Raw genomic sequence first — 23,546 nt, forward strand, 5'->3', positions numbered from 1 at the left:
CTCGTAACGTCCGAGCGTTGACGTCCTATAGGACGTCAACGCTCGGACGTTACGGGAAAAGGGGGGACGTGTGGGTGCGGGTGGGTGCGGGTGGGTGCGGGTGGTTGGTCTAGGAGCCCGCTGGGGCCGCGGGGGCGACGATGACGACGGAGCGGGGGGGCACGATGACCGAGTTGGCCTCGAGGCGGGCTGGGGCCCAGGAGGCGAGCACCATCAGGTCGCCGGGCAGGTCGAGCGGGACGCGCTCCTCGCCGGCGGACAGGTTCGCGACCACGCGGACGTCTCCGCGCTGGACGACGATCCAGGAGGAGTCCGCCGCGTTGTCCCACGACGCGGACTCGTCCCAGCGCACGGACGTGCGCGAACGGTCGCCCGCACCGAGGTCGTCGACCGACCGGCGCAGCGCGATGAGCTCGCGATACCAGGCGAGCAGCCGCTCATGCCCGGGCCGGGCAGGTTCGTCCCAGTCGAGCCGGCTCGCCTCGACGGTCGCCGGGTCCTGGGGATCGGGCACGTCGAGCTCGCCGCCGGTCGCCTGGTCGGGGTAGAGCTCGGCCCAGCCGTGCGTGGCGAACTCGGCGCGCCGGCCGTTGCGCACGGCCAGGGCCAGGTCCGGGTCCTGGAAGTCGGTGAAGTAGAGCCACGGGGTGCGCGCGCCCCACTCCTCGCCCATGAACAGCATCGGGCTGTACGGCGTGGTCAGCACGAGTGCCGCCGTGACGGCGAGCGCGCCGGCGTCGAGCCGCGAGGAGGGCCGGTCGCCGAGCGCGCGGTTGCCGACCTGGTCGTGGTCCGAGCTGAACACGACGAACCGGTGCCCGTCCGTGCCGGCCGGCACGCGCCCGCCCCACGGCATGCCCCGGAACTCCGACCAGCCGCCGTCGGGCACGAAGACGCGGGTCAGCGCCGTCGCCAGCACCGCGGGCGGGCCGAAGTCCGCGTAGTAGCCCTGGCGCTCACCGCTGATCAGCGCGTGGATCGCATGGTGGACGTCGTCGGCCCACTGAGCGGTCATCCCGAGGCCACCGTACGAGACGGGGGTGACCGTCGCCGGGTCGTTGCGGTCGGACTCGGCGATCAGCGACAGCGGCCGCCCGAGCGCCTTCGCGAGCTCGGCGACCTCCTCGGAGAGCTGGGCGAGGAGGTGCCGGGGTGAGTCGTCGACGAGCGCGTGCACGGCGTCGAGCCGCAGCGCGTCGATGTGGAAGTCGCGCAGCCAGCGCAGCGCGTTGTCGCAGATCCACCGCCGCACCTCAGCGCTGCCGTCGTCATCGAGGTTCACCGCGCGCCCCCACGGCGTGTGGTGCGCGTCGGTGAAGTAGCGCCCGAACGTCTCGAGGTAGTTCCCGGACGGCCCGAGGTGGTTGTAGACGACGTCGAGGCACACCGCGAGGCCGTGCGCGTGCGCCGCGTCGACGAACCGCTGCAGCGCGGCCGGACCGCCGTACGGCTCGTGCACGGCGAACATGCCGACGCCGTCGTAGCCCCACCCGTGCTGACCCTCGAAGGCCGCGACGGGCATGAGCTCGATCATGTCGACGCCGAGCTCGACCAGGTGCTCCAGGCGCCCGACGGCGGCGTCGAGCGTGCCGGCCTGCGTGAACGTGCCGATGTGCAGCTCGTAGGCCACCGTGTCCCGCACGTCCCGGCCCGCCCAGCCGGCATCCGACCACGCGAAGTGGTCGGTGTCGAAGACCCGGCTGGCGCCGTGCACGCCCGCCGGCTGCCACGCCGAGCGCGGGTCGGGCCGGGCCGGGTTGTCGTCCAGCACGAAGGCGTAGTCGGTGCCGCTGACCAGGCCCGGGGCGTCGTCGGGCAGGCGCCACCACGAGCCGGGGGCGGGCTCGAGCGGGACCGGGGCCCCACCCGTTCCGGGCAGGTCGAGGGCGACGCTCGTGGCGCGCGGTGCCCACACGGACGGGCGCAGCTCGGCCATCAGAGGCCCGCTCGCACGAGCAGGGCCACCGGAAGACGCTCCAGCAGGGGGGCGATCGGTTGCACGCCCCCGGTCACGGTGCGCTCGGACAGCACGTCGATCCACTCTCCCTCGGGCAGCGCGATGGTGTGACCGGCCCAGCCACGCAGCCGGTCCAGCCCGATGGCGAGCCGGGTCGCCAGGGTGACGACCTGCGGGGCGCCCTCCACGGTGCGCGCGAACGCGAAGGCGTGCCCGGTCGAGGTCGCGAGCGGGACATAGCCCGCGTGCGCCCCGACGAACGCGTCGGGCAGGTCCCGGCGCAGCCGCAGCGCACGCGACGTGACCAGCAGCTTCTCGTCCGCGAGGTCGCGCGGGGCCGCGCCGGAGTCCAGGCGGGCGAGCCGCGCGGCGAGGGTCGTGTGGTCGACCGGGCGGCGGTTGTCCGGGTCCACCAGCGTGAGCGTGGGCACCTCGGTGCCCTGGTAGACGTCGGCGACGCCCGGCAGCGTGAGCTGGACCAGCTTGACGCCCAGCGTCGCGGCCCGGACCCCGACCCGGGTCCGCGTGACCCAGTCCTCGTAGAGCGACGCGACCCGCTCGTCGGCCAGGACGCGCGTCGCGACCTCGATCAGCGCCGTCTCGTACGTCTCGTCCACGGCGGTCCAGCTCGTGCGAGTCTTGGCCTCGCGGGCCGCCTTGATGAGGTAGTCCGTCAGCCGCTCCGGGGTGATCGGACCGTCCTCGGACCAGGTCCCCGCGAGGGTCTGCCAGAGCAGGTTCTCGGTACGGCCGTCGAGCAGCGCGGTGCGGTAGCCGGCCGTGGCGGCCCGCAGGTCGTCGACCATCGCGGACCACTCCACCGAGAGTTCGGTCAGCACACCGAGGCGGGCCCGGGTGTCCTCGCCGCGCTTGGTGTCGTGGGTGGAGAGCGTGGTCATCCCGAGCGGGGTCTGGCGCTGGGCTCGGGCGGCCCAGGCGTGCAGCTCCTCGAGCCGGTAGGAGAACCGGCCGGGCTCGCCGCCGACCTCGCACATTCCGACGTCGTGGGTCCAGCGGTAGAACGCGGTGTCCTCGACCCCCTTGGCCATGACCGCGCCGCAGGTCTGCTGGAACCGCACGACGAGCTCGTCGCGGCGGGCCCCGCGGGTGCGCCCGGCGCTGCCGGCCTCGCGTCCCAGCAGGATGTCCACCAGCACGTCCATGGTCGCGGAGCGCTCCGGACCGAGCCTCGAGCGGGCGATCTGCGCCGCCTCGAGCAGCGCGTCCACGCTGACCGGGTGCACGGTCTCGCCCGGCACGACGTAGGCGCGGTACCGGTCGAACGCCACGAGCAGCTCGATCAGGCAGTCCTCGAGCGCGCGCCACGTGTGGTCGCGCAGCCGCAGGTCGTCCCGGCAGATGCTGGCGGCGAGGTCGGTGAGCCGGTGCACCTCGGCGTACAGCGCGCCGTCGACGATCTCCCGCTTGGCGGCGTCGATGATCTTGGGCAGGTCGGTCGGGCTGTCTCCCGACAGGCGGTGCATCACGGACCCGAGGGTGGCCGCGCCGCCCGGGTCCACGAACGTGGCCTGCAGGCGCCACAGACCCTCGTAGCCGGTGGTGCCGACGGTGTCCCAGTCGGGCGGGAGCTCCTCCTCGCCGGCGAGGATCTTCTCGACCGCGACCCAGGAGCCGTCGGTCTTCTCCGCAAGGCGCGAGAGGTAGCCGCCCGGGTCCGCGAGGCCGTCCGGGTGGTCGATCCGGAGCCCGTCGAGGGTGCCGTCCTCGAGCAGCTCGAGGACGAGCGCGTGGGTCGCGTCGAAGACTTCGGGTTCCTCGACGCGGATCGCCGCGAGCGTCCCGACGTCGAAGAAGCGGCGGTAGTTCAGCTCCTCGTCGGCGACCCGCCAGTACGCGAGGCGGTAGTGCTGGCGGTCCACGAGCTCACCGAGCGGCAGCGACGCGGTTCCCGTGCGGACCGGGAAGACGTGCTCGTGGTAGCGCAGCACGTCGATCTCGCCGCCGATCTCCTGCCCCGGGATGACCATCCGGTCCAGGACGAGCTCGCCCGCGGCGAGGACCGCGCCGATCCGGTCGCCCAGCACGGGCATGAGCAGCGCGCCCTCACCGGCGGACCAGTCGACGTCGAACCAGTCGGCGTACTCGGAGTCGGGTCCGTGCTCCAGGACCGACCAGAGCGCGCGGTTGTGCCACGCCGGGGTCGGCACGGCCATGTGGTTGGGGACGATGTCGAGGATCAGGCCCAGCCCATGCGCCCGGGCCGCGATCGCGAGGCGGTCGAGCGCGTCGCGCCCACCGAGCACCGGCGCGATCTCGTTGTGGTCGACGACGTCGTAGCCGTGCGTCGAGCCCGGTGCCGCGCGCAGCACGGGGGAGAGGTACAGGTGCGTGGCGCCGAGGTCGGCGACATAGGCGACGCGCTCGACGGCGTCGTCCAGGGTGAGGTCGGCGCCGAGCTGGAGGCGGTACGTCGAGACCGGCACGGGACGGCCCGGTGCCGGCCGGCGCCGGGCGGAGCCGGCCGGGGTCGCCTCCGGCGTGTCACTCATAGCGCGCCGGACGTGCCGGGGCGCTTCGCGCGCGAGGCGGACTTCTTCACCGGGGGTTTGACGGCGGCGGGTGCGGCGTCGGCGGCGGCGGCGGTGGTCGCGGAGCCGGTCTTGCTCGCGGACTTGCGGGCGCGCCCCTTGCCGGGGGCGACCCCGCCGGGGTAGGTCGGCTCGTAGTCGACCGTGGGCGGCTCCGGGGCGGCCACCTGCTCCGCGACCGCGACCGGGACCGCGGGGAGCGCGACCTTCGCGCCGACGGGCCGGGTGAGCACCACGGTGCTGCGCTCGGAGACGTTGATCACGGCCGCCGCGGCGACCGTCTGCTCGTTGTCCAGGTTGTGGTCGGTGTCCAGCACGCAGGTCCATTCCAGCCCGTACTTCGCCGCGGGCATCGTGAAGTCGATGTCCTGGTCGCTCGCGTTGAAGATGATCAGGAAGCTGTCGTCCTCGATCGGCTCGCCGCGCAGGTCCGGCTCGTTGATCGCCTCACCGTTCAGGAAGGCCATCACGGCGCGCGCGTGGGTGACCTGCCAGCCCTCGCGACGCATCGTCTCGCCCGACGGGTTGAACCACGCGATGTCGCGCAGGTCGGAGTCGCTGGACTCCTCGGCCTTCCCCTCGAAGAACCGGCGCCGGCGCAGCACGGGATGGTCGCGGCGCAGGTGGACGACGCGCTGGGTGAAGTCGAGCAGCGCCTCGCGCCGTTCGTCGAGGTCCCAGTCCAGCCAGGAGAGCTCGTTGTCCTGGGCGTAGACGTTGTTGTTGCCCTGCTGGGTGCGCCCGAGCTCGTCGCCGTGCGCGAGCATCGGGACGCCCTGGGAGAGCAGCAGGGTGGTGAGGAAGTTGCGCTGCTGGCGGGCCCGGACCGCGAGGATCGCCTGGTCCTTCGTCGGGCCCTCGACGCCGCCGTTCCAGGACCGGTTGTGGCTCTCGCCGTCGTGGCTGCCCTCGCCGTTCGCCTCGTTGTGCTTCTCCTGGTAGGAGACCAGGTCGGCGAGGGTGAACCCGTCGTGGGCGGTGACGAAGTTCACCGACGCGATGGGCTTGCGGCCGGTCTGCTCGTACAGATCGGACGAGCCCGTCACGCGGCTCGCGAACTCCCCGAGCGTGGACGGCTCCCCGCGCCAGAAGTCGCGGACCGTGTCGCGGTAGCGGCCGTTCCACTCGCTCCACAGCGGGGGGAATCCGCCGACCTGGTAGCCGCCGTCGCCGAGGTCCCACGGCTCCGCGATGAGCTTGACCTGGCTGATCACCGGGTCCTGCTGAATGATGTCGAAGAACGCCGAGAGGCGGTCGACCTCGTGGAACTGGCGGGCCAGGGTCGAGGCCAGGTCGAACCGGAACCCGTCCACGTGCATCTCCTGGACCCAGTAGCGCAGCGAGTCCATGATCAGCTGCAGCACGTGCGGGTGCCGCATGAGCAGCGAGTTCCCGGTGCCGGTCGTGTCGAAGTAGTGCGCCTGGTCCTTGTCCACGAGCCGGTAGTACGCCGCGTTGTCGATGCCACGCATGGAGATTGTCGGGCCGAGGTGGTTGCCCTCGGCGGTGTGGTTGTAGACGACGTCGAGAATGACCTCGATGTCGGCCTCGTGCAGGGCCTTGACCATCGCCTTGAACTCCTGCACCTGCTGACCGGGCAGCTGGGAGGCCGCATAGTCGTTGTGCGGCGCGAAGAACCCGATCGTGTTGTAGCCCCAGTAGTTCGAGAGGTCTTTCTCCACGAGGTGCGGGTCGTTCACGAACTGGTGCACGGGCATGAGCTCGACCGCGGTCACGCCCAGGGCGGTGAGGTGATCGATGATCGCGGGGTGCGACATCCCGGCGTAGGTGCCCCGGATCCGCTCCGGCACGTCCGGGTGCCGCATGCTCATGCCCTTGACGTGCGCCTCGTACAGCACGCTCTCGTGGTACTCGTGCTTGGGCGGCCGGTCGTAGCCCCAGTCGAAGAACGGGTTGATCACGACGGAGGTCATCGTGTGGCCCGCGGAGTCGTCGTCGTTGCGCTCGTCAGGGGCGTTGAACCGGTAGGAGAACAGCGCCTCGTCACCGTCGATCTGCCCGTCGATCGCCTTCGCGTACGGGTCGAGCAGGAGCTTGTTGGGGTTGCAGCGGTTCCCGCGTGCCAGGTCGTACGGGCCGTGCACGCGGTAGCCGTAGCGCTGTCCGGGGGAGAGCTCGGGGAGGTAGCAGTGCCACACAAAGGCGTCGACCTCGGTCAGCTCGACGAGGGTTTCTTTCCCGTCGTCGGCGATGAGGCAGAGCTCGACACGGTCGGCGGCCTCGGAGAACAAGGCGAAGTTCGTGCCTGCTCCGTCGAAGGTCGCGCCGAGCGGGTAGGGGTGTCCGGGCCAGATCTGCATGGGTACAGGGTGCCAGGTGGGTGAGAGGACTTTTGCCGCAATGCCGCCCGACGCGTGTCTGGAGCTAGCATGACCACCCGGTGTGGGTACGCCGAGAACCCACAGAACAAGGAAGCGGGAGACCTGCGTTGCAGCAGCGGAACACGCGTCAGCGCACCGCGATCGTGGAGCTTCTCGAGCACGTCGAGGAGTTTCGCAGTGCGCAGCAGCTGCACGAGCTGCTGAGCGAGAAGGGGTCGAACGTCGGCCTCGCGACGGTCTACCGCGCGATGCAGGCCCTCAGCGAGAGCGGCGACGTCGACGTGCTGCGGTCCGGCGACGGCGAGGCGCTGTACCGCCGGTGCGACCGGCGCGCGCACCATCACCACCTGGTGTGTCGCTCGTGCGGCACGACCGTCGAGATCGACGGTCCGAGCGTCGAGTCATGGGCCACCAAGGTCGGTTCCGAGCACGGGTTCGCCGATATCGAGCACACGATCGAGCTGTTCGGCACCTGCGCCTCGTGCCGCGCTCGAGCGGACGCCCAGCGCGGCTGAGCCCTCGCCACTGCTGGGCCGGAAACGGTCCGGACACGAGGAGCGCGGGACTGTGGTGCTGGTCACCGGGGGATTTCGGACGTTGTCCACCCGCTGAGATTTTCCGGCCCCGGCCCGGTTCAGACCTCGTTCATGCCAGGTCTATGCCTAGTTCATCCTGGTTCGGCCCTGACTCGGGAACGACCTCACGCGGGCCGGGCGCCCAGGCTCCGCGCGAGCTCGAGGGGGTCGGTCGTCGGCAGGCCGCACACGAAACCGCGGCACACGTACGCGGCGGGCCGGCCGCCGATCAGCGGCCGGTCGAGCAGCAGTGCGGGTATCGGCGCGGCAGTTCCCGCGCCTGTGCGCTGCGCCGGGTCGCCGATTGCGACGACGACGCCCGGCGCGGTGCCCCGCAGCGCCGCACCTCGCAACGCCCGCGTCGCGTCGTCGGACGCCGGGCCGACGACGGCGACCTCGCGCGGCCCGTCCGCGACCGCCTCGGCGACCGCGAGCCCCCACCCCGCGGCTCGCGGGTACCGCCTGGCGATGCTCAGGATCTCGATGAGAACCCGTTCGGCGGCGGCCCGGTGCTCGAGCGACCCGGTCAGCGCCCCGTAGGTCACCAGGGCGCCGGCTGCGGCGGCCGGCCCGGACGGGGTCGGCCCGTCGGTGGGGTCCCGCGGGCGCCAGATCCGGTCCAGCACCGCGTCGGTCTGGTCCTCCGCGGTGTCCACCAGGGCGCCGTCGTCGCCGGTGAAGCGGGCGAGGACGGTGGCGAGGAGCCCGCCCGCGCAGGCGGTCCACCGGTGGTCGGCCGTGACGGCACCGAGCGTGAGCAGGCCCTCGGCGACGTCGGCGTAGTCCTCCAGCACCCCCGCCGAGCTCCCGGCGACCCCTGCGCGCGAGGTGCGGACCAGGCGCGCGCCGTCGGGCGACAGGTGCAGGTCCACGAGCAGCTCGGCCGCGGTGCTCGCGGCAGCGACCCACTCGGGCCGGTCCAGCAGCGCGCCTGCCTCGGCGAGCGCGGCGATCGCGAGCCCGTTCCACGCGGCGACGATCTTGTCGTCCCGGGCGGGCAGGACCCGCAGGTCGCGCGCCGCGCGGAGCCGGTCCCGGACGGACTCGAACCGCGGCACGTCGTCGGGCCCGGGATCGACCGGCAGCGCGAGCACGGACGTGCCGCGCTCGAAGGTGCCCGGATCGCCCACGCGCAGCAGGTCCGCGGCCCAGGCGCCGTCGTCGGGCCCGAGGACGTCCGCGAGCTGGGCCGGCGTCCAGACGTAGTAGGTCCCCTCGTGGCCCTCGCTGTCCGCGTCGAGGGAGGACGCGAAGCCGCCCTCGGGCGTGCGCAGGTCGCGGAGCATCCAGGAAGCGGTCTGCTCGGCCACCCGGCGGGCGAGCGGGGAACCGGTCGCGCGCCACCAGTGCGTGTAGACGCGCAGCAGGAGCGCGTTGTCGTAGAGCATCTTCTCGAAGTGCGGCACCTCCCACCGCTCGTCGACCGAGTAGCGCGCAAAACCCCCGCCGAGCTGGTCGAAGATCCCGCCACGGGCCATCGCCTCCAGGGTGCGCTCGGCCATCGCCAGCGCGGACGCGTCGCCGGTGCGCGCGTGGTGGCGCAGCAGCCACTCCAGGACCATGGACGGCGGGAACTTCGGTGCGCGCCCGAACCCGCCACGCGCCGCATCGAAGTCCCGGGTGATCCCGGCGAGGGCGGCGAGCAGGTGCGCATCGAGCTCGGCAGGGGGTGGGAAGTCGCCCGGGAGCGTGGCTACCGAGCGCTCACCGAGCACCCGGCGCAGCTCGGTGGCAGTGGTTTCGAGCTCCTCGCGCTGGTCGTGCCAGGCGGTCGTGATCGCCGCGAGCACCTGCCGGAACGACGCCATCGAGCCGACAGGCTGCGGCGGGAAGTACGTACCGCAGTAGAACGGCTCGCCGTCGGGCGTCGCGAAGACCGTCATCGGCCAGCCGCCGGATCCCGTCATCGCCTGCGTCGCGGCCATGTACACCGCGTCGACGTCGGGCCGCTCCTCGCGGTCGACCTTCACGTTGACGAAATGCGTGTTCATGAACGACGCCGTCGCGGGGTCCTCGAACGACTCGTGCGCCATCACGTGGCACCAGTGGCAGGCCGCGTAGCCGACCGAGATCAGGACCGGGACGTCGCGCCGGCGGGCCTCGTCGAACGCCTCGGGCGCCCACTCGCGCCAGTCGACCGGGTTGTCCGCGTGCTGGAGCAGGTACGGGCTCGTGGCGGCAGCGAGGCGGTTGGGCATGCGGCCCAGTTCATCATGTGCGGGGGCGGGGCGATTGCGGCGCGATTCACAGGCGCGTGCGGCTACTCGGGACCTGGCCGCGGTGGGGAGGACCAGAACTCGTTCAGGCGTGCAAGCGCTTGATCGCGGGTCAGGCCCCTGATCTCGTCTTCGGGCACTCCCACGTGACGGATCAGCAATTCGATGAGTGCCGCCGGCAGTTCTTTGGCGGGGTCGCCGGTGGGCAGGGCGTTCCGGCGAGGGAGTACCCCGGCGGTCACACAGGCCCAGAACTCCTCTGCAGTGACGTGCAGCTGATCGCGCAGGATGCGCGACCACATCGACGCACCGTAGGTGCTCGCATCGATCGGGCGTGAGACTCGAGTCCGTAGCTGTGTCCCGTCGGGATTCGACAACTCGTACGTTGCGTGATGACGAGTCGGTTGCCCGGTCGCGCCTCGGACCTCGACCCAACCTTCGATCCGGCAGAACTTCTCGTGGTCATCGCGCGTTGGTGGGGGGCGTTTCACCGATCCTTGCCGATCACCCAGCGTCGGAGCTCGTCATCGCTGCTCAGGTCGACGAGCTGCACGAGTGCCCAGTTGTCTGCGTGATTCGGAGCGAGGCGCAGATGGTCGTTCCAGTCCTCCGTGTACTCGCGCATCGCCACGACGAGGTCGCCTACCGCCTCGTCGAACGAGGCGCCGGACCCGCTGACCGGAAATCCAGGAAGGAACGCCGACCACCCCCCGGCCTCCGCTACCAGAACCGCCTCGGGCGGTGCCTTCCGGGTCAGGGCGCGCACGAGCCTGGCGACGTCGACGACCGCGACCCGCTCGTCGTCTCGGCGCAACGACGCGGTCCGACCCTCGCGAGCCGCATCGAGGAGTGCCTTGAAGTTGGACCTGGCGGCGCTCGTGGAGTCGAAATGGACGGCGGTCACGGGAACTTCCCTCGGGTGGACGTGTACACGATGTACACACCGTACGGCTGTGCCTCGCTCCGCGAAAGGGCGGCGGACGGCCGCTGCTGGCCTGGGAGACTGCGCGCATGAGCAACCTGAACTACGCAGACTCGATCGTCGTCGCCAGCGGAGCGGACGACCTCTACGACATGGTCGCGGACGTGACCCGCACCGGAGAGTGGAGCCCGATCTGCAAGGCCTGCTGGTGGGACGAGGGGAGCTCCGCGCGGGTGGGTGACTGGTTCACCGGACGCAACGTGCTGCCCGCCCGGACGTGGGAAACCCGGTCCGAGGTGGTCGCCGCGGACCGGGGGCGCGAGTTCGCGTTCGTCGTCGGGGGTTCGTACGTGCGGTGGGGGTACACCTTCACCGCCCTCGGCGAGGGCACGAGAGTCACCGAATCGTGGGAGTTCCTGCCCGCGGGCCTTGCTCTGTTCGCGGAGAAGTACGGCGCAGATGCTCCCGAACAGATCTCCGAGCGCACCAGGGCGGCTCGCGACGGCATCCCCGTGACCCTCGCCGCGATCAAACGAGCCGCGGAATCCGCGTGACGCGACCCGATCGAAGCGATCCGCCGGCACCCGTGTCGAACGGTCGAAGCCTGAACGTTTTCGTCTCAAGGTTTGGGATCAAACGTTCCCGCGGAAACGTCCGCCCCGTCGAGCGTGCGCGTAGCCGTTGATCTGACTGACCGTGCGCCGTGCGCCTCGCCAGGGCAGAACGTCCCCGACGCCGTCGTCCTCGCCGCCGGTACCGAGTCCTACCACGGTCGCCGGTGCGGGGGTGCCCTGGCCCGCGAGCGGGGCCGTGGGAACCGGCGTCGTGGAGCTTTGGGAGGCGACCTGGCCGTGCATCGCCGGCCCCGCGGATGCGGCTCGAACCCGGGAGGGTACTGCGGGGCGCTGGTGCTCGTCATGTCGGGTCACCCCTTCGGGAGACCATCGGTCGCGGGACGATCCCGTACGGACGACTGTGTCGTCGCCAAGGGCGATCCGCATCGCAACAACTCGCGTTTCGCGGCTCGGTCGTCGCCGCTGCGGAGCCCGCCGCCCACGTCGACCGGCGAACTCGCCGCGAATCGGCGAACTCGCCGAGCCCTGAGCTCGCCCGCCACCTCGAGCCGTGCCGGATGCCGACGTCAGGTCGCCCAGCCCCTACGCCGTGAACCTCGGCCGGGTCAGTACCACCGTGCTCCGTCCGGAGATCCTCAACCGCGCGGCAGCCGCGACCCGCTCGCCGTTCTCGAGGTTGCTGTCCGTGTCCAGCACACACGTCCATTTCGCGCCGTAGGTCGCGGCTGGAACCCTGAAGGTGGTCGCCTGGTCGCTCGCGTTGAACATGATCACGAACGAGTCGTCGTCGATCCGTTCGCCCCACGGGTCCAGGTCGTCGATGGCCTCGCCGTTGAGAAACACCGTGACCGCCTGTGCGTGGTCCACCTGCCAACGCTCGCGCCGCATGGTCTCGCCCGACGGGGTGAACCAGGCGATGTCCGGCAGATGGGACTCGGACGCGGCGTCGTCGTGCGGGGAGAAGTACGCCTGACGCCGGAGCACCGGGTGCGCTCGCCGCAGGTGGACGAGGCGGCGGGTGAAGTCGAGCAGTGACGCCCGCTCCTCGTCGAGGTCCCAGTCCACCCACGACTCCTCGTTGTCCTGGGCGTAGACGTTGTTGTTGCCGTGCTGGGTGCGGCCGAGCTCGTCGCCGTGCGCAAGCATGGGCACGCCCTGGGAGAGCAGCAGGGTGGTGAGGAAGTTGCGCTGCTGGCGGGCCCGCAGCTCGAGGACCGCCGGGTCGTCCGTGGGGCCTTCGACCCCCGAGTTGCACGACCGGTTGTCCCGCTCACCGTCGCGGCCGTTCTCGCCGTTCGCCTGGTTGCGCTTGTTCTCGTAGGCGACCAGGTCCGCCAGCGTGAAGCCGTCGTGCGCCGTCACGAAGTTGATCGACGCGATCGGTTTGCGGCCGGCGTGCTGATAGAGATCGGAGGACCCGGTCACGCGGCTCGCGAACTCCCCGAGCGTGGACGGCTCCCCGCGCCAGAAGTCGCGGACCGCATCGCGGTACCGGCCGTTCCACTCGCTCCACAGCGGGGGGAATCCGCCGACCTGGTAGCCGCCGTCGCCGAGATCCCATGGCTCCGCGATGAGCTTGACCCGGCTGATCACCGGGTCCTGCTGCACGATGTGGAAGAACGCCGAGAGGCGGTCGACCTCGTGGAATTGCCGGGCCAGGGTCGAGGCCAGGTCGAACCGGAACCCGTCAACGTGCATCTCCTCGACCCAGTAGCGCAGCGAGTCCATGATCAGCTGCAGCGCGTGGGAGTGCCGCATGAGCAGCGAGTTCCCGGTGCCGGTCGTGTCGAAGTAGTGCGACTTGTCGCTCGGCACCAGGCGGTAGTAGGCCGCGTTGTCGATGCCGCGCAGCGAGAGCGTCGGACCGAGGTGGTCACCCTCGGCCGTGTGGTTGTAGGTGACGTCGAGGATGACCTCGATGTCGGCCTCGTGCAGGGCCTTGACCATCACCTTGAACTCCTGCACCTGCTGCCCGGGCAGCACAGATGCGGCGTAGGTGCTGTGCGGGGCGAAGAATCCGATCGTGTTGTAGCCCCAGTAGTTCGACAACCCTCGGGCGACCAGGATCGGGTCGTTCACGAACTGGTGCACCGGCATGAGCTCGACGGCGGTCACCCCGAGGTCCCGGAGGTGCTCGATGATCGCCGGGTGCGCCATGGCGGTGTACGTGCCGCGGATCGGCTCGGGGATCTCCGGGTGCCGGATCGTCATCCCCCTGACGTGCGCCTCGTACAGCACGCTCGCGTGGTACTCGTGCTTGGGCGGGCGGTCCTCACCCCAGTCGAAGAACGGGTCGATCACCACCGAGTTCATGGTGTGCCCCGCCGAGTCGTCGTCGTTGCGCGCGGTGGGGTCATCGAACCGGTAGGAGAAGAGCGAAGGGTCGTTGTCGATCTGTCCGACGATCGCCTTCGCGTAGGGGTCGAGAAGCAGCTTGCTGGGGTTGCATCGGTGGCCGCGCGAGGGGTCGTACGGGCCGTGCACGCGGTAGCCGTAACGCTGACCGGGGGACACCCCGGGGACATAGCAGTGCCAGACGAACGCGTCGACCTTGCGCACGTCGATCCGGGTCTCCGCGCCGTCGTCGGCGATGAGGCAGAGCTCGACCCGGTCGGCGACCTCGGAGAACAGCGCGAAGTTCGTGCCGGTTTCGTCGAACGTTGCCCCGAGGGGGAAGGGGCGTCCAGGCCACACACGCATCGCTCGTTGCCCCCTAAAGAACGAGAACGGCCAACTTTTCCCGACTTTAGCCTCGGGGCCGGGGTCGAACCGGCTCATACAGGGTGAAACGCCGGGTGGACTCCGTCGCCTATCGTCGTCGGCATGCCTGCCGTGAGTGCGATCAGCCAGTGGCCCGTCCCGAACGCATCCGCGGCCGTCGTCGCGGCCGGCGGCGAGGTCCTCTCCTCGCACGGTGACCTCGAGCGCAGCTACCCGCTCGCCTCGGTGACGAAGCTGCTCACGGCGTACGCGACGCTGATCGCGATCGAGGAGGGCGTGCTCGGACTGGACGACGCCGCCGGCCCGCCGGGCGCGACGGTCCGTCACCTGCTGGCGCACGCCTCGGGTCTCGACTTCTCCGCCCGCACGGTCCGGGCCGCCCCCGGGGACCGGCGGATCTACTCCAACGCCGGCTTCGAGGTGCTGGCCGAGGCCGTCGCGCAGCGGTCGGGCATCCCGTTCGCCGCGTACGTGCGCGAGGGGCTGCTCGACCCGCTGGGGATGGACGCGACGACCGTCGGGGGATCGCCGGCCGCCGGAGCGACGTCGAGCGCCCGTGACCTCGCGAAGTTCGTCGCCGAGCTCCAGGATCCCGCGCTGCTCGACCCGAGCACGCTCGCGGCGGCCACGGACGTCGTCTACCCCGGGCTCGCGGGGGTGCTGCCCGGATTCGGCCGGCAGAACCCGAACGACTGGGGGCTGGGCTTCGAGATCCGCGACGGGAAGCAGCCGCACTGGACCGGTGGCACGAGCTCGCCGCGGACCTACGGGCACTTCGGGCAGGCCGGGACGTTCGCGTGGGTCGATCCTGCCGCTGGTGTCGCGTGCGTCGTGCTCACCGACCGCGACTTCGGGGCCTGGGCCGTGGACGCCTGGCCGCCGTTCACCGACGCGGTGCTCGCCGAGCTGCGCGGCTGACGACCCGCTCGGCTGACCGGCGGCCGGGCCGGTCAGCCCCGGCGCGGCTCAGTCCAGGTTCGACATCAGCGTGGTCGGGATGATGTACGCCAGCCCGCACAGCAGCATGGCGGCCCCGAACAGGATCCCGGACGCGTGCTCGAACGCGACCGACATCAGGTAGAACCCGCCGATGAACAGGGCGAGGCAGAACACGAACATGACCACCCGGAGCGCGCCGGGTGCGGCGTTGGACTCCTGCGCAGGCGTTGAGTCAAAGATCGACATGGTGAGTTCCCCCGGGTTGGTGACGACGCTGATGAGCACAGCGGGCGCCGCGCCTGTGCGGGCCCACGTGGGCGAGGATATCGCCGCCGTCGGCCTGGGGAGGTGAGGTGCCCAGGATCCGGCTCAGTGCTGCGGCCTCCAACGCTGGAGCAGCAGGTACATCTCGCAGCCGAGGCACAGCCCGAAGGCCGCGTTGAGGAACGCGGCCACCAGTGCCACCGCGGCGCTGATCGGCACCGCGAACGGAACCCCGGCGGCGGCCAGGATCAGCCCGACGCCAACGACGATCAGACCGACCAGCTGGGCGAACCGCGGGGGACGCGGGTCCTCGAGCTCGGTCGGCGGCCCGAGGCGCGGGCGGATCCAGGTCCGGTAGGCGAGGCCCTGCACGGTGCCCGCGACGCCGCGGGCCACCCCGAGCGCGAACAGCAGCGCCACCACCGCGAGCAGCGCGGTGGCCGCGGTTCCGCCGCCGAGCAGCAGCACCAGGACCAGCAGGGTCGCGGTCACGCCCGCCCCGAACCTCGGGCCGCGCGGGTCGATGCCCGACGGCGTCCCGCGCGGGGTGGACGGCAGGTGCGTGCTCGGCGAGTCAGACATCGATGCTCCTGGGGGAATCCGCGATCTTGGGCGGGCCGTGCGTGACGTGCCGCAGCGCGGCGACGGCCCGAGCGGGTGTGAGCGGGCCGGAGGTGCGGGACCGGACGGTGCCGACCGCGTCGACGACCAGCACGGTCGGCGTGCGGTAGACGGAGAAGCGCCGCACGAGGTCCATGTGGTCCTCGGACGCCAGGTTGACGTGCACGACCCCGGGCTCACCGGCCGCCAGCTCGGTCAGTGCCCGGCTGACCTGCGGACACGTGCTGCACGTCGCGGCGGAGAACTGCACGAACGTCGCCCGCGCACCCAGTTCGTGGCCCAGGTCCGCGCTGGTCAGGCCCGCGGCGCCGGCCAGCCCGCTCGGCAGCGACCGGAACCGGGCGGCGCGGCGGCGAGCCACCCACCAGACCGCGCTCGCGGCCACCAGCAGGGCGACGACCAGGCACGCGCGCACGGCGAGCCCGGGCCCGGCGGCGGGCGCGAGCGTGACCAGCCCGGATCCCGCGAGGTCGAGCGGTGCAGCCACGACGGTCCTCCGACAATCCCATGGGGCCTTGGTGCACCCCGCGCTTGCCCGGGTCGACCGACCCGGACCAGGTCGTCACCCGGGGCACCCCGTCGCGGACGAAGGGTTGCCGGCCAGCAAGCCGGGGCTGTGCGCTGGCGCTCATGACCTGCACCGAGCATCCGTCAGCCCGCGCCGGTTGGCCAACGTTCGGACAGAACTTCTCGAATGCTGGACGAGGGGTGCCCGGGTGGCCCGCAGCCGCCTGACGACGCTGCGTCCGGTCAGCCGGGCGGGCGCCGCCGTCCGGCCCGTACGAGGAGCACCAGGCCGACGACGACGAGGATCGGCCCGACGATCGCCCAGGTCGTCACCCCGGTCATCGCGCTCCCGGCGAGGTAGCCGAGACCCTGCAGTGTGAACACGACACCCATGAGGACGAGGACCGTTCCGAGCGCGAGGGCGAGTGTCTTTTGCACGAACTCATCGTGCCGTACTGCAGGCGCGGTACGTCGCTTCCCACTGACGGGCGACGACGGGGTGTCGGGCGGCGGGGGAGACTGGTGTCATGGTGAACTCCATCCGCATCGCGGGTCTTGCGGATGTCCCGGCGATCGCGCGGATCACCCGGGAGGGACAACAGCCGCCCGGTGTGGAGCCGGAGGTGCTGACGCGGACCGCACGGTTGCTCCTGACGCACGTCGCGTTCGAGTATGGCGCGCTGTGGGTCGAGCAGCTCGACGACGGGTCGATCGTGGGGGCCGTGACGGCCATCCCGGCCGGGCAGCTGCCGCCGCCGCCGGCCGTGCTGCGCAACATCGCCTCCCAGCTCGGCGGGTCGGCGCCGGGTGGAGCCGAGGCGCTGCTGGGCCGGGCACTGCTCTGCGAGCTCCGGCTCGGCGAGCCGAGCTGGCTGCTGCTCGAGATCTCGCAGGCCTCGGCGCACCGGACCGGTGATCCCGCGTTGCTCCTGGCTGCGCTGGCGTGGACCGCCGCACAGCCCGATCCGGCGCCCGGCCCGGTGATGGTGCTGGCCGACTCCGATCCCGAGCGCGCAGCGGCGCAGGCCGCAGGTTTCGTCGAGCGCCGGACCTGGGGGCGGCGCTGGACCCGGTGGCTCGGGGTCGCGACCTCGGAACCGAGCACGGACGGTGTCGAGCCGCTCGGGGCGCTCGACCTCCAGTTCGACCTCGACACCGTCGGATCGGGAACGGGGTAGCCGGCGTGTGGAACCCGGCGAGCGCCGCCGACGTCGATCCGCTCGGGGTGCACCCGTGGCTCGACCACCAGGTCGCGCGCCGTCGGGCTCGCCGGGTGGTCGACGTCGCCGTCGGCGCCTGCGTGCTGGCCCTCGCGCTCGGCGCCATCTGGCACGAGCACATCCCGGCGGGACCGGCGCTCGGCACCCTCGCGCTCGCGGCCGTCGTCGGCGGGGCGCTGCTCTTCCGCGCGCGCTGGCCCCTGCCGGTGCTCGCCGTGACGCTGCTGGGGGTCACGGCAGCCCTCGTGGTCGACGGGGCGACCCCGTCGATGATGGTCGCGAGCCAGATCGCGGTGTTCTCCGTGGCGATCCACCGACCGCGTCGCGTCGCCGCGGTCGCCGCGGTCGTCAGCGCGCTCGTGCTCTTCGCGGTGGCCCGGACGAACGCCACCGGGCCGATCTCCGAGGCACGCACTCTGATCGTGGTGGTCTGGACGGCGCTCGCGTTCGCTATCGGGATCGCGGCGCGCGCCCAGCGGGCCTACGTCACCGAGCTCGCCGAACGGATCCGGCGCGCGGACGAGACCCGCGAGCAGGAGGCGCGCACCAGGGTCGTCGAGGAGCGGGTGCGGATCGCGCGCGAGCTGCACGACGTCGTCGCGCACCACATCGCGGTGATCAACATCCACGCGGGCCTTGCGCGCCGGGCCGTCGGCCGCGACGCGGCCACGGTGGACGCGTCGCTCGGGCATGTCCAGGAGGCCGCCCGGACCGTGCTCGACGAGCTCGGAGCCGTGCTGCACGTCCTGCGCTCGACGGGCGACGGCGACGGCGACCGAGAAACCGGGACCGAGCCCGCGCCCGGGCTCGACCGGCTGGACACCCTGCTGGTGACCTTCGCGGAGGCCGGCCTGGTGGTTCGCACGCGCGCGACCGGGCGGCCCGGCGAGATGGACCGGGCGTGCGACCTGGCGGCGTTCCGGATCGTGCAGGAGTCGCTCACGAACGCCTCGAAGCACGGCGTCGGGCAGGCCGAGCTGGACGTGGAGCACGCAGCGGGCGCGCTCACCATCCGCGTCAGCAACGCCGTCCGGGAACATCCGGCCGAACATCCTGCCGGCGATCCGGCCCGCGATCCGGCGCCCGTCGGGCACGGGCTGATCGGCATGCGCGAGCGCGCCGCCGCGTGCGGTGGGAGCCTGACCGCCGCGCAGGAGGGCGGGACCTTCCGCCTGGTCGCCGTCATCCCGTACCGGCCGACGGCGGTCGCGGCAGCGGTGCCCGGCACCGACTCCGGGTCCCGGCGCCCCGCTTGCGGCCCGCACGGAGCTCCGTCGTGATCCGGGTGCTGATCGCCGACGACCAGCCGCTCATCCGCGCCGGCCTGCGCGGCATCCTCGAGCTCGAGGACGACCTGCTGGTGGTCGGCGAGGCTTCGTCGGGCAGGGCGACGGTGCGGCAGGTCCGCGAGCGGCCGGTCGATGTCGTCCTGATGGACATCCGGATGCCCGACCTGGACGGCATCGAGGCGACCGCCCAGATCTGCGCCGACCCCCTGCTCGCCGGGGTACGCGTGCTCGTGCTGACCACGTTCGAGACCGACGAGCACGTGGTGGCCGCGCTGCGCGCGGGTGCGAGCGGCTTCCTGGGCAAGGGCGCCGAGCCGGAGGCCGTCGTCGAGGCCATCCGCGTCATCGCCCGCGGCGACTCGCTGCTCTCCCCGCTCGCGACCCGCACCCTGATCGAACGCTTTCTCGGCGAGCCCCCGGCCGCGCACGGCCGGGGCCCCGAGCGGCCGGTGGCCTCGCTCGACGCGCTCACCGAGCGGGAGCGGGAGGTGCTCACGCTGGTCGGCGAGGGGCGCTCGAACGACGACATCGCGACCGGCCTGGTCATCTCCCCGCACACCGTCAAGACCCACGTCAACCGCGCCATGATGAAGCTCGACGCGCACGACCGGGCGCAGCTCGTCGTCATCGCGTATGAGACCGGGCTACTGCGCGCGCGGTAGCGGCGCCGGAGCAAGACACCGCACGCGGGCGACTCCCGTCGCGCCCGCTGCGGGCAGGGTTCATCCCAGGAGCAGAACCCAGCGCCCGGCAGCGAGGAATCGATGATCATTGTTGAGCACGTGACGAAGCGGTACGGCAAGAAGACCGCCGTGAACGACCTGAGCTTCGCCGTCAATCCCGGCGTCGTGACCGGGTTCCTGGGCCCGAACGGCGCGGGAAAGTCGACGACGATGCGGATGATCGTGGGCCTGGACCGCCCCGATGCCGGCTCGGTCACCGTCAACGGGCGGCCCTACGTCGAGCATGTCGCCCCGCTGCACCAGGTCGGCGCGCTCCTGGAGGCCCGCGCCATCCACCCCGGCCGGTCCGCCCACAACCACCTGCTGTCGCTGGCGACCACGACCGGGATCCCGCGCCGGCGCATCACCGAGGTGCTCGACCTCGTGGGCCTGTCGACCGTGGGCCGCAAGCCCGCGGGAGCGTTCTCCCTCGGCATGGGCCAGCGGCTCGGGATCGCGGCGGCACTGCTCGGGGACCCCGAGGTCGTCATCCTCGACGAGCCGGTCAACGGGCTCGACCCGGAGGGGATCGTGTGGATCCGCAACCTGCTCAAGGCCCTCGCGGACGAGGGGCGGACCGTGTTCGTGTCCTCCCACCTGATCTCCGAGATCGCCCTGGTCGCCGAGCACCTGGTCGTCGTCGGCCGCGGGCAGCTCATCGCCGACACCTCGGTGAGCGAGATGCAGCGCGCTGCGTCCGGCGTCGTGGTCGCGGTCCGTTCGCCCCGCGCGAGCGAGCTCGCCCGCATCCTGCTCGACGACGGCGTGACTGTCGAGTCGGGCGCGGAGCTCGGTGAGCTCCGGGTCACCGGGCTCGACGCCGCCACGATCGGCGACCGGGCGCTCGCGGCCGGCCTGCCGATCCACGCCCTGATCCCCACCGAGGTCTCCCTCGAGGAGGCCTTCATGCGCCTGACCCGCGACTCGGTCGAGTTCGGTCCGAGCGACCCGACCCGAGATGCCACCCGCCACAACGTAGAAGCGAGCCAGCGATGACGACCATCGTCTCCAACGACGCCCGGACCGCCGCGCCCCACGTGGGCCTGCGGAACCGGGCCGAGACCGCACACCTGCGGGTGACCACACCGCGGGTCGTGCTCTCCGAGTGGGTCAAGTTCGCGAGCCTGCGCTCGTCCTGGATCACCATCCTGGCCGCGCTCGCGGTCATCATCGGCTTCGGCGCCCTGGCCGCCGCGGTGGCGTCCGGCGACGTCCAGTCCGCGCGGCCGGGCGGCGATCCGGGGATGGCCGGGCTCGACCCGACCAGCCTCAGCCTGGCGGGTGCGCAGCTGGCCCAGATCATCGTGGGGATCCTCGGCGTGCTCGCGGTGTCCGGGGAGTACTCCAGCGGAATGATCCGGGCGACGCTGGCCGCCGTCCCGCGCCGGCTGCCGGTGCTGTGGGGCAAGGTCGTCGTCATCGGGGTGGTGGGCCTGGTGGTCGCCGTGCCCGCCGCGTTCGGCGCGTTCTTCCTCGGCCAGTCGATCCTCGGTGCCGGCGCGAACGCGGCGCTGTCCGACGACGGCGTGCTCCGGGAGGTCCTCGGCACGGGGGTGTACCTCGCGGCCATCGGCCTGCTCGGCCTCGCGCTCGGCGCCCTGCTCCGGCACGCGGCGGGCGCCATCGGCGCGCTGTTCGTGCTGCTGCTCCTCGCGCCGAACCTGCTCGGGCTGCTGTTGCCGGACAGCTGGGAGCCCCACGTGCTGCCCTACCTGCCCTCGAACGCCGGATCGTCGTTCACCTCGCTGGTCCCGCCCGACGGCATGCTCTCCGCCGGCACCGGCGCAGCCGTCCTGGCCGCCTGGCTGGTGGTCCTGCTAGGCGCCGCAGCAGTCCTCCTCAAGCGCCGCGACGCCTGAGCCTCAGACCGGCGCTGGGGTCGAGGAGGTCGTGCGCGTATCGGCGTCGGCCTTCTCGGCCCGGCTGCGGAACAGGAACGGGATGGCCAGCGCCTGGACCGCTGCCCCGAGGAGGTACGACCCGCCGTAGCCCCAGAGGTCCGCGGTGTGGCCGAGGACCGGCTGGACGACCACGCCACCGGTGCTGCCCATGAGCGAGTCGAACGACAGGACGGTGGCCCGCTGACCCGAGGGGATCAGGTCGTTCAGGTACGCCTGCCGGATGGGCGTGACCGCCGCGAAGATGAGTCCCCAGAGGATCAGCAGCAGCAGGGCGATGAGGAAGGTGCTGGCCACGCCCAGCAGGGCGAGGAAGGCGGCACCCAGAAAGGTCCCGAGGATCAGCGCGGAGGTCCGGCGCCGGAAGAGGTTCCGGATCCTCGTGGCGAAGACCCCGCCGAGCATCTGCGAACCGGCAATGATGGCGGCGGCCAGACCCGCCACCCCGTAGGCCTTGCTGTTTCCGTACAGCTCGAGCAAATAGGGCTGCATGGCGTAGAACGCATAGAACCCGACGCCCGAGACGAACGGGGCGCTGAGCATCAGCCAGCGGACCGGCCGATTCCGCAGGCCGTAGTCGAGCGAGGCGACCAGGATGGCCTTGGTGGCCGCGAGCGGCTTCTGCCGGGCGGCCGGGGTGAATCCGAGGTCCTTCATCAGGACCGAGGCGACGACGAACATCAGCACCAGCACGCCGGTCCGCAGCAGGAACGGCACGCCGAGCGACGTGACCTGCGCGATGTACCCGCCGGCGACCGAACCGGTGAGCATGGCGGCTCCGCCGACGATCTGCGCCCGGCCGAACACGGCCTCGAGCTCGCCCTCGTACTCGGCGAAGTGCAGGGCGTCCACCAGCCAGGCCTCGACCGCACCAGAGAAAAATGTGAAGCCGAGCCCCAGCAGGATCGACACCACGGCCCAGGCCCAGAACGGGCCGTGCACCCGCCACAGGAGGTAGTACAAGAAGGTCGAGCCCGACAGGGTGACGGTTCCCAGGAGATACGAGGTCCGCCGTCCCCAGCCGTCGGCGACGACCCCGGTCGGGATCTCGAATATCACCATACCCGCCGTGAAGAAGGCGTTCGCGGCGAAGGCTTCGAAGTTCGTGAGCCCGGCGTCGAGCAGGAAAAGGGTATTGATTCCCCAGATGAACGAAGCGGCGAGCGTATTGCCAAGAATGAGTATCAAGTACGTTCGCTGAATCCGCCGAGCCAGTTGATTCATAGGGAAATCGTAGCGAGGCGCTCTGCGCCTGCCAAGGCTCGCCGTTGCCCGCGACCAGGGCGCCGGACGGGGCGGCCACGGACGCGAGCTCGAGACGCCCGGGCGACCAGCGTCGCGGCCACCGCGGCGCAGGACGAGGCGACGACGGGGCGACGATCGACTGAGCAGGGCACGGCCGAGACGGGTTCTCGGCGCCGGTGGGCCTCGCATTTACCTACATTTGACCGGTTGAGGGACAATCAAGCCATGACCATCAACGAAGACCAGCCCAAGCCGGCGCCGGACGAGGACGCGCCGACCCCGCCCTGGGCTGCCGAGGACGACGGCCCGGCCCTCGATCGGCAGAGCGTCGTGGGTCGCGAGAGGGAGGCGCACGGCGGTGTGAAGGTGGGGTCGGCCTTCTTCGGCTGGCTGGTCGCCACAGCCATCGCCGTGCTGCTCACAGCGCTGGCGGCCGGCGCGGGTGCCGCGTTCAGCATCGCCACGCACCTCGATGCCAAGGAAGCCGCCGACAAGGTCACCGCCGACCCGCAGACGATCGGCATCGCGGGCGGGATCATCCTGCTCGTCATCCTGTTCGTGGCGTACTACTGCGGCGGCTACGTCGCCGCCCGGATGGCCCGGTTCAACGGCATGCGGCAGGGCGTCGCGGTGTGGCTGTGGGCCGTGGTCATCTCCGTCGTGGTCGCCGTGCTGGCCTCCGTCGCGGGCAAGCAGTACGACGTCCTGGCACAGCTGAACAGCTTCCCGCGCATCCCCGTCAAGGAGGGGGACCTGACGACCGGCGGGATCATCGCACTGGTCGCCGTCGTCGTCGTGAGCCTGATCGCCGCGGTCCTCGGCGGCCTGGCGGGCATGCGTTTCCACCGCATGGTGGACAAGGCGGGCCTCGGCAGCTAGCGGGACCTTCCTGGCTAGCTGGATCGTGAGTGGTCCCGGCTGAGCGTTCGGTGGGTCATTTGGGTGCGTTGACCTGGGGAGATGTTCGGTTTGGGGCTTGACTTC

General features: G+C 71.6%; 21 protein-coding genes and 1 riboswitch. Of the genes, 9 read left to right on the top strand and 12 right to left on the bottom strand.

The window, feature by feature from the left end:
* Nucleotides 1–109 precede the first annotated feature (109 nt).
* The 3 genes from treZ to glgX (VIM26_RS15985) are packed head-to-tail and all read right to left on the bottom strand — an operon-like array spanning nt 110 to nt 6,827.
* Entirely contained in the window at nt 110–1,936 is a 1,827-nt protein-coding gene (gene treZ, locus VIM26_RS15975; RefSeq protein WP_331952915.1) for a malto-oligosyltrehalose trehalohydrolase, read from the bottom strand.
* The gene (gene treY, locus VIM26_RS15980) at nt 1,936–4,467 is read right to left on the bottom strand and encodes a malto-oligosyltrehalose synthase (protein WP_331952917.1); all 2,532 of its coding nucleotides are present in this window, start codon (nt 4,465–4,467) and stop codon (nt 1,936–1,938) included. Before treY ends, treZ begins: the two co-directional genes overlap by 1 nt.
* The gene (gene glgX, locus VIM26_RS15985) at nt 4,464–6,827 is read right to left on the bottom strand and encodes a glycogen debranching protein GlgX (protein ID WP_331952919.1); all 2,364 of its coding nucleotides are present in this window, start codon (nt 6,825–6,827) and stop codon (nt 4,464–4,466) included. The genes treY and glgX (VIM26_RS15985) overlap by 4 nt, the downstream gene beginning before the upstream one ends.
* Nucleotides 6,828–6,955: 128 nt before the next feature.
* On the opposite strand from glgX (VIM26_RS15985), the gene VIM26_RS15990 reads away from it, so the two are divergent.
* Entirely contained in the window at nt 6,956–7,363 is a 408-nt protein-coding gene (locus VIM26_RS15990) for a Fur family transcriptional regulator (RefSeq protein ID WP_331952921.1), read from the top strand.
* A 185-nt stretch (nt 7,364–7,548) separates the two neighbouring features.
* Here VIM26_RS15990 and VIM26_RS15995 read toward each other — a convergent pair whose 3' ends face one another.
* The 3 genes from VIM26_RS15995 to VIM26_RS16005 form a co-directional block, all read right to left on the bottom strand.
* Entirely contained in the window at nt 7,549–9,621 is a 2,073-nt protein-coding gene (locus tag VIM26_RS15995; protein WP_331952923.1) for a thioredoxin domain-containing protein, read from the bottom strand.
* 62 nt (nt 9,622–9,683) lie between these two features.
* The gene (locus VIM26_RS16000; protein WP_331952925.1) at nt 9,684–9,941 is read right to left on the bottom strand and encodes a hypothetical protein; all 258 of its coding nucleotides are present in this window, start codon (nt 9,939–9,941) and stop codon (nt 9,684–9,686) included.
* A gap of 185 nt (nt 9,942–10,126) precedes the next feature.
* Complete coding sequence (locus VIM26_RS16005) at nt 10,127–10,543, bottom strand: hypothetical protein (RefSeq protein WP_331952927.1); 417 nt, start codon at nt 10,541–10,543, stop codon at nt 10,127–10,129.
* A 107-nt stretch (nt 10,544–10,650) separates the two neighbouring features.
* Between VIM26_RS16005 and VIM26_RS16010 the strand changes: the two genes are divergently transcribed.
* A complete protein-coding gene (locus VIM26_RS16010) occupies nt 10,651–11,115 on the top strand; it encodes an SRPBCC family protein (RefSeq protein WP_331952929.1) in 465 nt (154 codons plus the stop codon).
* 603 nt (nt 11,116–11,718) lie between these two features.
* Here the strand turns inward: VIM26_RS16010 and glgX (VIM26_RS16015) are convergent.
* Entirely contained in the window at nt 11,719–13,836 is a 2,118-nt protein-coding gene (glgX, locus tag VIM26_RS16015; RefSeq protein WP_331952931.1) for a glycogen debranching protein GlgX, read from the bottom strand.
* 123 nt (nt 13,837–13,959) lie between these two features.
* Between glgX (VIM26_RS16015) and VIM26_RS16020 the strand changes: the two genes are divergently transcribed.
* Nucleotides 13,960–14,775: a serine hydrolase domain-containing protein gene (locus VIM26_RS16020; protein ID WP_331952933.1), complete on the top strand. Its 816-nt coding sequence runs from the start codon at nt 13,960–13,962 to the stop codon at nt 14,773–14,775.
* A gap of 48 nt (nt 14,776–14,823) precedes the next feature.
* On the opposite strand, the gene VIM26_RS16025 is transcribed toward VIM26_RS16020, so the two are convergent.
* The 4 genes from VIM26_RS16025 to VIM26_RS16040 form a co-directional block, all read right to left on the bottom strand.
* Nucleotides 14,824–15,042: a hypothetical protein gene (locus VIM26_RS16025; RefSeq protein WP_331952935.1), complete on the bottom strand. Its 219-nt coding sequence runs from the start codon at nt 15,040–15,042 to the stop codon at nt 14,824–14,826.
* A 123-nt stretch (nt 15,043–15,165) separates the two neighbouring features.
* Complete coding sequence (locus VIM26_RS16030; RefSeq protein WP_331952937.1) at nt 15,166–15,642, bottom strand: DUF4395 domain-containing protein; 477 nt, start codon at nt 15,640–15,642, stop codon at nt 15,166–15,168.
* Complete coding sequence (locus tag VIM26_RS16035) at nt 15,635–16,168, bottom strand: thioredoxin family protein (protein WP_331952939.1); 534 nt, start codon at nt 16,166–16,168, stop codon at nt 15,635–15,637. The genes VIM26_RS16030 and VIM26_RS16035 overlap by 8 nt, the downstream gene beginning before the upstream one ends.
* A 35-nt stretch (nt 16,169–16,203) precedes the next feature.
* Nucleotides 16,204–16,317: riboswitch (SAM riboswitch) on the bottom strand.
* A gap of 114 nt (nt 16,318–16,431) precedes the next feature.
* Nucleotides 16,432–16,626 carry a hypothetical protein gene (locus VIM26_RS16040; RefSeq protein WP_331952941.1) on the bottom strand — a complete coding sequence of 65 codons (195 nt, stop codon included), beginning with the start codon at nt 16,624–16,626 and terminating at the stop codon, nt 16,432–16,434.
* A gap of 89 nt (nt 16,627–16,715) precedes the next feature.
* Here VIM26_RS16040 and VIM26_RS16045 point away from each other — a divergent pair, with 89 nt between their 5' ends.
* The 5 genes from VIM26_RS16045 (at nt 16,716) to VIM26_RS16065 (ending at nt 21,278) form a co-directional block, all read left to right on the top strand.
* Complete coding sequence (locus VIM26_RS16045; RefSeq protein WP_331952943.1) at nt 16,716–17,366, top strand: hypothetical protein; 651 nt, start codon at nt 16,716–16,718, stop codon at nt 17,364–17,366.
* Nucleotides 17,367–17,371: 5 nt separating this feature from the next.
* The gene (locus VIM26_RS16050) at nt 17,372–18,688 is read left to right on the top strand and encodes a sensor histidine kinase (RefSeq protein ID WP_331952945.1); all 1,317 of its coding nucleotides are present in this window, start codon (nt 17,372–17,374) and stop codon (nt 18,686–18,688) included.
* Nucleotides 18,685–19,359: a response regulator transcription factor gene (locus VIM26_RS16055; RefSeq protein WP_331952947.1), complete on the top strand. Its 675-nt coding sequence runs from the start codon at nt 18,685–18,687 to the stop codon at nt 19,357–19,359. Before VIM26_RS16050 ends, VIM26_RS16055 begins: the two co-directional genes overlap by 4 nt.
* A 102-nt stretch (nt 19,360–19,461) precedes the next feature.
* A complete protein-coding gene (locus tag VIM26_RS16060; RefSeq protein ID WP_331952949.1) occupies nt 19,462–20,415 on the top strand; it encodes an ABC transporter ATP-binding protein in 954 nt (317 codons plus the stop codon).
* Complete coding sequence (locus VIM26_RS16065; RefSeq protein WP_331952951.1) at nt 20,412–21,278, top strand: ABC transporter permease subunit; 867 nt, start codon at nt 20,412–20,414, stop codon at nt 21,276–21,278. Before VIM26_RS16060 ends, VIM26_RS16065 begins: the two co-directional genes overlap by 4 nt.
* A 3-nt stretch (nt 21,279–21,281) precedes the next feature.
* On the opposite strand, the gene VIM26_RS16070 is transcribed toward VIM26_RS16065, so the two are convergent.
* Nucleotides 21,282–22,541 carry an MFS transporter gene (locus tag VIM26_RS16070; protein WP_331952953.1) on the bottom strand — a complete coding sequence of 420 codons (1,260 nt, stop codon included), beginning with the start codon at nt 22,539–22,541 and terminating at the stop codon, nt 21,282–21,284.
* Between the two features lie 246 nt (nt 22,542–22,787).
* Here VIM26_RS16070 and VIM26_RS16075 point away from each other — a divergent pair, with 246 nt between their 5' ends.
* Complete coding sequence (locus VIM26_RS16075) at nt 22,788–23,441, top strand: hypothetical protein (protein WP_331952955.1); 654 nt, start codon at nt 22,788–22,790, stop codon at nt 23,439–23,441.
* Nucleotides 23,442–23,546 lie beyond the last annotated feature (105 nt).

Origin of the sequence: Pengzhenrongella sp. (assembly GCF_036565025.1) — a bacterium.
Lineage (GTDB): Bacteria > Actinomycetota > Actinomycetes > Actinomycetales > Cellulomonadaceae > Pengzhenrongella.